Origin of the sequence: Jatrophihabitans sp. (assembly GCF_036389215.1) — a bacterium.
Taxonomy (GTDB): domain Bacteria; phylum Actinomycetota; class Actinomycetes; order Mycobacteriales; family Jatrophihabitantaceae; genus Jatrophihabitans_A.
The window spans coordinates 1-6,264 of sequence record NZ_DASVQG010000215.1; the positions used below are offsets into that span (position 1 = coordinate 1).

Genomic DNA, 6,264 nt, shown 5'->3' on the forward strand with positions numbered 1-6,264 from the left:
CATCGGCGTGGTCCACGAGGTCGGGTCATCGGTGCGGAACCTGAGACCCGGCGACCGCGTCATGGTGCCGTTCAACGTCTTCTGCGGGTCGTGCTACTTCTGCGCCCGTGGGCTGTACTCCAACTGTCACAACGTGAACCCGAACGCCACGGCGGTGGGCGGCATCTACGGCTACTCGCACACCTGCGGGGGCTACGACGGCGGGCAGGCCGAGTTCGTGCGGGTGCCGTTCGCCGACGTCGGACCCAGCCTCATCCCGGACTGGATGGAGGACGAGGACGCGGTGCTGCTCACCGACGCGCTGGCGACCGGCTACTTCGGGGCCCAGCTGGGCGACATCGCCGAAGGCGACGTGGTCGCGGTGTTCGGCGCCGGTCCGGTGGGGTTGTTCGCGGCCAAGTCGGCGTGGCTGATGGGCGCCGGCCGGGTGATCGTCATCGATCACCTGCAGTACCGGTTGGACAAGGCGCAGTCCTTCGCGCATGCCGAGACTTATAACTTCACCGAGTACGACGACATCGTGGTGGAGATGAAGAAGGCGACCGACCATCTCGGTGCCGACGTCGTCATCGACGCGGTGGGCGCCGAGGCGGACGGCAACTTCCTGCAGCACGTGATGGCCTCGAAGTTCAAGCTACAGGGCGGCTCTCCCGTCGCGCTGAACTGGGCGATCGACTCGGTGCGCAAGGGCGGCACGGTCTCGGTGATGGGCGCGTACGGCCCGATCTTCAGCGCGGTGAAGTTCGGTGACGCGATGAACAAGGGGTTGACGCTCCGGATGAACCAGTGCCCGGTGAAACGGCAGTGGCCCCGGTTGTTCGAGCACATCCGCAACGGCTATCTCAAGCCCAGCGACATCGTCACCCACCGCATCCCCCTGGAGCACATAGCCGAGGGGTACCACATCTTCTCAGCCAAGCTCGACAACTGCATCAAGCCACTCATCGTCCAGAACGCCGCGTAGGGAGAGCAACCATGGCTTACACGCCTGACAAGCCGGCACTACCGGTGTCGATCGATGAGCTGCGCACCCGCATTCCCGGCTGGGGCGCAGACCTCGACCCCAGGGACCGGCCCTCGGTGCCGCGCGAGCGGTTCGATCCCGGCGCAAGCGGCGCGCACTGGGACTTCCCCGACCGCCAACCCGAGAAGTGGCCGCGGGAGCGCTCGATCGAGCATGCCTTCCTGACACCGGTCTTCGGCACATCCTGCCCGCCCGCCGGGCTCTCCGGAGCGATCCGCAAGTACGCCTACCGACGGTACAGCGAGGGACGGGCCGCCCACTGGCTGCTGCTGATCGCGGCGGACCGGGTGAACTCGGTAGAGGCCAACCTCGCGTCCATGGTGAGCAGGCGTCCGGATAACCCGATCACCGAGACCGGCATCCTGAGCGAGTTCTCCCACCACGGGCTGTCCTCCCGCTTCGGCAAGAAACGCACCGACGTCAAGCACCAGTGGCTGGACCCGATCATCGTCACCGCCCCGTGGGCGCTGCGCGGCGTGCTCGCCTACCGCCTGGGCAGGGGCGTGCTCAGGCGCACCAGGCTGGTGCGGGGGTAGCTGCGCACGCTGGCTGTCGGCTACCTCGCGCAGCCCCGCTCACCGAACACTGATCACCGTGATGCAGCCATGACCGAACTCGTTCTCAGGCACACCGGGCAGCTGGAGGCAGCCGTCCTGGCCACGGCCCGCGAGCTGCTCGAGCAGGTCTTCGACGGAGAATTCACCGACCACGACTGGGAACACTGCCTGGGTGGGGTGCATGCCCTGTTGTGGGATGGCGCTGAGCTGCTCGGGCATGCCGCCTTGATCCAGCGACGACTGCTGCACAGCGGCCGGGCGTTACGCACCGGCTACGTCGAAGGCGTCGGAGTGCGCGCCGCGGCTCGGCGGCGTGGGCACGGCGCGGCGCTGATGGCGGCGGTGGAGCAGGTGGCGCGCAACGCCTACGAGCTGGCCGCCCTGGGCGCGACCGAGGAGGCGGCAACCTTCTACGCCAGGCGCGGATGGCGCCCGTGGCAAGGACCCACCTCGGCGCTTACCCCGGCCGGCATCGTTCGGACCGAAGAAGATGACGGCTGGGTGTACGTCCTGCCGATAACGGCCGAGCTGGATCTCCGGGGTGAGCTTGTCTGCGACTGGCGCGACGGCGATGCCTGGTGAATCCGCGCCGGCTTCCCTCATCGATGAGGCGCGACGGCTACCAAGCGACTCATCCAAGCGACGTCATTCACGTGACGTCGTCCAAATGACGTCATCCAAGCGACGTCATTCACGTGACGTCATCCGGGCGACCGGCTGAGCGCCCGGTCCACCGCCGCGGCGGAGAACACCTCCTGCCGCACCAGCGCCGCGGCACCGGCGATGCCTGCCTCGTCACCGAGCTTGCTGGTGCTGACCAGCAGGTGCCGGATGGCCAGCGGTTGGGTGCGCTGGTAGAGAACCTCCCGCAGCCCGCTGAGAAAGTGGTCGTCGGTCAGTGACAGGTCGCCTCCCAGGATGAGTGCCGAGGGGTTGAACAGGCTGACCGCGGTGGCGATCACCTCACCCAGGATCTGGCCGGCCCGGCGAGTGAGCGCCACCGCCTCCGGATCCCCCTGCTGCACCAGCTGGACGACGTCCCGGCTGGTGCTCACCGCCCGGCCAGCGGCGGCGAGCTGGCGGACCAGCGCCGCGCCGCTGGACACGGCGGCCAGGCAACCCTCGGCGCCGCAGGAGCATCGCAGCCCCGCGGCGGCCGGCACCTTGACATGCCCGATGTCACCGGCGCCGCCGGCCGCGCCGCTGTAAATCCGCCCGTCCAGGATCAGGCCGGCTCCGATGCCGGTCGCAACCTTGACCAGCAGCAACGACGGGAGTGTGGGATGCACCAGCTGCGACTCCCCCAGGGCCATCAGGTTGGCGTCGTTCTCCACGAACGCCGGCACGTCGAAATGCCGGCCGAGGTACTCCCGGATCGGATGGTCATGCCATCCCGGCATGATCGGCGGCTGCACCAGCCTGCCGGTCTCGGCGTCGACCGGCCCCGGCAACCCGAGTCCGATACCGCACAGCGAGGACAGCTCGCGGCCGGACCTGCGCAGCAGCTTCTGCCACTGCCTTACCAGGCGGGCCAGCACCGCCGCCGGCCCGGACTGGATACGCGACTCCAGCGCGGTCTCCACGATGATCGTCCCTGCGCCGTCCAGCACCGCGATCCTGCCGTGGGTCGCTCCCAGGTCGGCGGCCAGAATCGTCTTGGCCTCCAGGTTGGGCACCAGGATCTTGGGCGGCCGGCCCCCGGTGGACAGGTTCTCGCCGGCTTCACGCAGCAAGCCGGCCTCGATCAGCGCATCGACCCGGCCGGTGACCGTGGAACGGGCCAGGCCGCTGTACTGAATCAACTCGCGCCTGGTGCGCACGATCCCCGCCCGGAACAGCTGGAAGACCTCGCCGGCCGAGTTGGAGAGCGCGGCTGGGCCATCCCCCGACCAATCTTCGCTCATCTCCCCGTACCCTCTCCGCCCTGGCTCTGGTCCGGCTGGCTCTGGCCCGGCTAGCCCCAGCCCGGCTAGCCCTTGTCCGCCCCGGCGGTCAGACCTTCGGTCAGCAACCGTTCGGAGAGGAAGAACAGGATGAGAATAGGCAGGGTGAGGATGACCGATCCGGCCATCAGAACGGTGGTCGGGATCTCGATGCTGCCCGAGAGCTGCGCCAGGCCGAGTGACACGGTCCACCTCTCGCGGTTCTCTACCAGGAACAACAGGGCGAACAGGTACTCGTTCCAGGCGATCATGAACACGTACAGCGAGGTTGCCATGATCGCTGGCTTCGCCAGCGGCAAGGACACGCTCCAGAGGATGCGCAGCCGGCTGCAACCATCCACCGCCGCGGCTTCCTCCAAGCTGCGTGGGATCGTCTCGAAGTAGTTGCGCAGCATGTAGACGGCGACGGGCACGGTCTGTGAGATGTAGACGATCACCAGCCCGACCAGGCTGCCCCGCAGGCCGATCCGGGTGAACAGAACGAACAGCGGAATGGCCAGCACGATGCTCGGGAACAGGTAGACCGCCAGGAACAGGAAGTGCACCTGCCGGCGACCGGCGAAGCGCAGCCGGCTGACCGCGTACGAACCCGGGATCGAGACAAGCAGCGTGACCAGCACCGTGAGGATCGAGATGATGCCGCTGTTCTTCATCAGAGTGAGAAAGCCCTGTCCCCCGGCATCCACGGATTTCAACACCGAGGTGTAGGTGGAGAGCGTCAGCTCGCGGCGCGACGGCAGCAATCGGCTCGGCTCCAGCAACAGCTGCTGGATGCTGCGCAGCGACAGCAACACCATGTAGTAGAAGGGGAACAGGCAGACGACGACGAAGCCGGCGATGACCAACCAGCGGAGCACCTTGAACACCGCCGTCTCCACGGTGTCCCTGCTCCAGTGTCGCGGCGGCCTGGCACGCCGCCGCGCCGCCTCGGTTGTGGCGCGCCCGGGCATCGCGCGGATCCCGGTCATTCGGACTCCCCCATGCCCTGGTTCCGGCCGAAGAAGATGAAGTACCCGGTAAGGCAGATCACCAGGATCACGGCCAGCACGGTCGCCTGCGCCGCGGCACCGCCGACGTCGGCCTGCGCGGTCAGCAACTGGTACACCCGCACGCTGACCACTTCGGTGCCCGCGCCACCACCGGTCAGCAGGTAGACGTCATCGAACTTGTTGAACGTCCAGATGAATCGCAGCACGGCCAGCATCGCGATGACCGGGCGCAGCTGCGGCCAGATCAGGTAGGCGAACCGCTGCGTCGGGGTTGCCCCGTCCACCCGGGCGGCCTCCTCCAGCTCTCTGGGCATCGCCTGGATCCGGGCCAGGATGAACAGGAACGCGAACGGGAAGTACCGCCAGGCCTCGAACGCGATGACCGTGATCAGCGCGGTGGGAACCGACAGCTGCCAGCCGAACAGCGACAGCTGCCCGGTCTCTTCGGACAGGAACGGGATCGCGTGGTCCCAACCCAGGACGTTGACGCCAACCTCGTTGGCGATGCCGAACTGCGGATTGAGCATGATCTGCCAGACGAAGGTGACCGCCACCACCGGCGCCACGTAGGGCAGCAGCATGATGCCGCGCACCATCGTCCGGCCGCGAAAGGGGGCCCGGACCGAGAGCGCGGCGACCAGACCCAACCCGATCGAGGCCACCGTTCCGCCGATCGTGTAGACCAGTGTGTTCGTCAGGGATTGCCTGAAGTCCGGTGAGCTGAGCACGTCCTTGACGTTGTTCAGCGTGTAGGAGCTGAAGATTCCGGCCGTTCGGATGTTGAGCAGCCTGATGTGCTGGAAGGCCAGCATGATGGTCCACAACACCGGGACGATCACGACCACGAAGATGATTACGACCGTCGGGAAGATCAGCGCCAGGCCCGAGCGGGATTCCTGCTGGGCCAGGGTGCGGGTGCTCGTTCGGCGCGCCCGGGCGGGCGCTGAGCTCGTGGTCGTCATGCGCCTCCTCCTTGCTGTGCGCGGTCCGGGTGGCCTGTCGAGCAGGCCCCCGGACCGGCGTTGGGAAGGGAACTACTTCAGCGAGGACTGAAGCTTGGACACTGCTTGCTGGGCCTGCTGTGCGGCCTGCTCGGCCGAGAGGCCGCCGCTGGTGGCAGCGTTGACCGCCTTGGGCACCGGCAACGGCCCCAGGGTTGCCCCAAGTAGAGCACCCTGGCCCTGCGGCAGCGCCCAGCGAGCGATCGAGGCCGGGCTCTGCTTCAACGCGTCCAGCACGTCCTGCGGGTAGAACTGGGACAGCGGCGCCTTGCGATCCACCCCGGTCTGTAGCTTCGCCCAAGCGTCGGCGAACTGCTTCGGGGCGTCGGCGGTTCCCTGCCGAACCGGGAACTTGCCCTCAGGCGACAGTCCGAGCCAGCCCGAGTAGCCGTCGTTGAGCATGTATTCGACAAACTTCTTGGATGCGTCGGCGTTGCCGGACTTGGTGATCGTCCAGGACCCGATCTCTCCGAACTGGGCGGGCTTGGTGCCGTCGCCGCCCTGCAGCGAGGTCACGATGCCGCTGTTCTTGGCCAGGTAGGACGGATCGGACTTGCATTCGGCGCAGGTAGGCAGCGCGTCGTTACGCAGGCCGGCCATCTCGTCCAGGATGAAGGAGGACCAGACGAACATGGCGGCCTTGCCGGCGAAGTAGGTTGCCCGGGTCGTGTCGACATCCTGGTTCCCCCGCACCGAGTCGTTCTTGATCAGGTCGGCATAGGTGCCGAAGGTGTCGACACAGGCGGCGCT

6 protein-coding genes and 1 pseudogene are annotated in these 6,264 nt (G+C 67.4%); 3 read left to right on the top strand and 4 right to left on the bottom strand.

Features of this window, described 5'->3' with window-relative positions; genetic code table 11:
* The 3 genes from VF542_RS11565 to VF542_RS11575 form a co-directional block, all read left to right on the top strand.
* Window positions 1-964: zinc-binding dehydrogenase (locus tag VF542_RS11565; RefSeq protein ID WP_408651858.1), on the top strand; the 964-nt coding region annotated here is incomplete at its 5' end.
* 11 nt (window positions 965-975) lie between these two features.
* Complete coding sequence (locus tag VF542_RS11570; RefSeq protein WP_408651859.1) at window positions 976-1,560, top strand: hypothetical protein; 585 nt, start codon at window positions 976-978, stop codon at window positions 1,558-1,560.
* Window positions 1,561-1,629: 69 nt separating this feature from the next.
* Window positions 1,630-2,163 (top strand): GNAT family N-acetyltransferase, encoded by a 534-nt coding sequence (locus VF542_RS11575; RefSeq protein WP_408651860.1) that lies wholly within the window; start codon window positions 1,630-1,632, stop codon window positions 2,161-2,163.
* A gap of 119 nt (window positions 2,164-2,282) precedes the next feature.
* Here the strand turns inward: VF542_RS11575 and VF542_RS11580 are convergent, their stop codons facing one another.
* The 4 genes and pseudogenes from VF542_RS11580 to VF542_RS11595 all read right to left on the bottom strand — a co-directional run.
* Window positions 2,283-3,485 (bottom strand): ROK family transcriptional regulator, encoded by a 1,203-nt coding sequence (locus VF542_RS11580; protein WP_408651861.1) that lies wholly within the window; start codon window positions 3,483-3,485, stop codon window positions 2,283-2,285.
* Window positions 3,486-3,550: 65 nt separating this feature from the next.
* Window positions 3,551-4,474 carry a carbohydrate ABC transporter permease gene (locus VF542_RS11585; protein WP_408651863.1) on the bottom strand — a complete coding sequence of 308 codons (924 nt, stop codon included), beginning with the start codon at window positions 4,472-4,474 and terminating at the stop codon, window positions 3,551-3,553.
* Window positions 4,475-4,488: 14 nt separating this feature from the next.
* A complete protein-coding gene (locus tag VF542_RS11590) occupies window positions 4,489-5,475 on the bottom strand; it encodes a carbohydrate ABC transporter permease (protein WP_408651862.1) in 987 nt (328 codons plus the stop codon).
* A 72-nt stretch (window positions 5,476-5,547) separates the two neighbouring features.
* A pseudogene (locus VF542_RS11595) lies at window positions 5,548-6,264 on the bottom strand (bicyclomycin resistance protein); the annotation flags it as partial.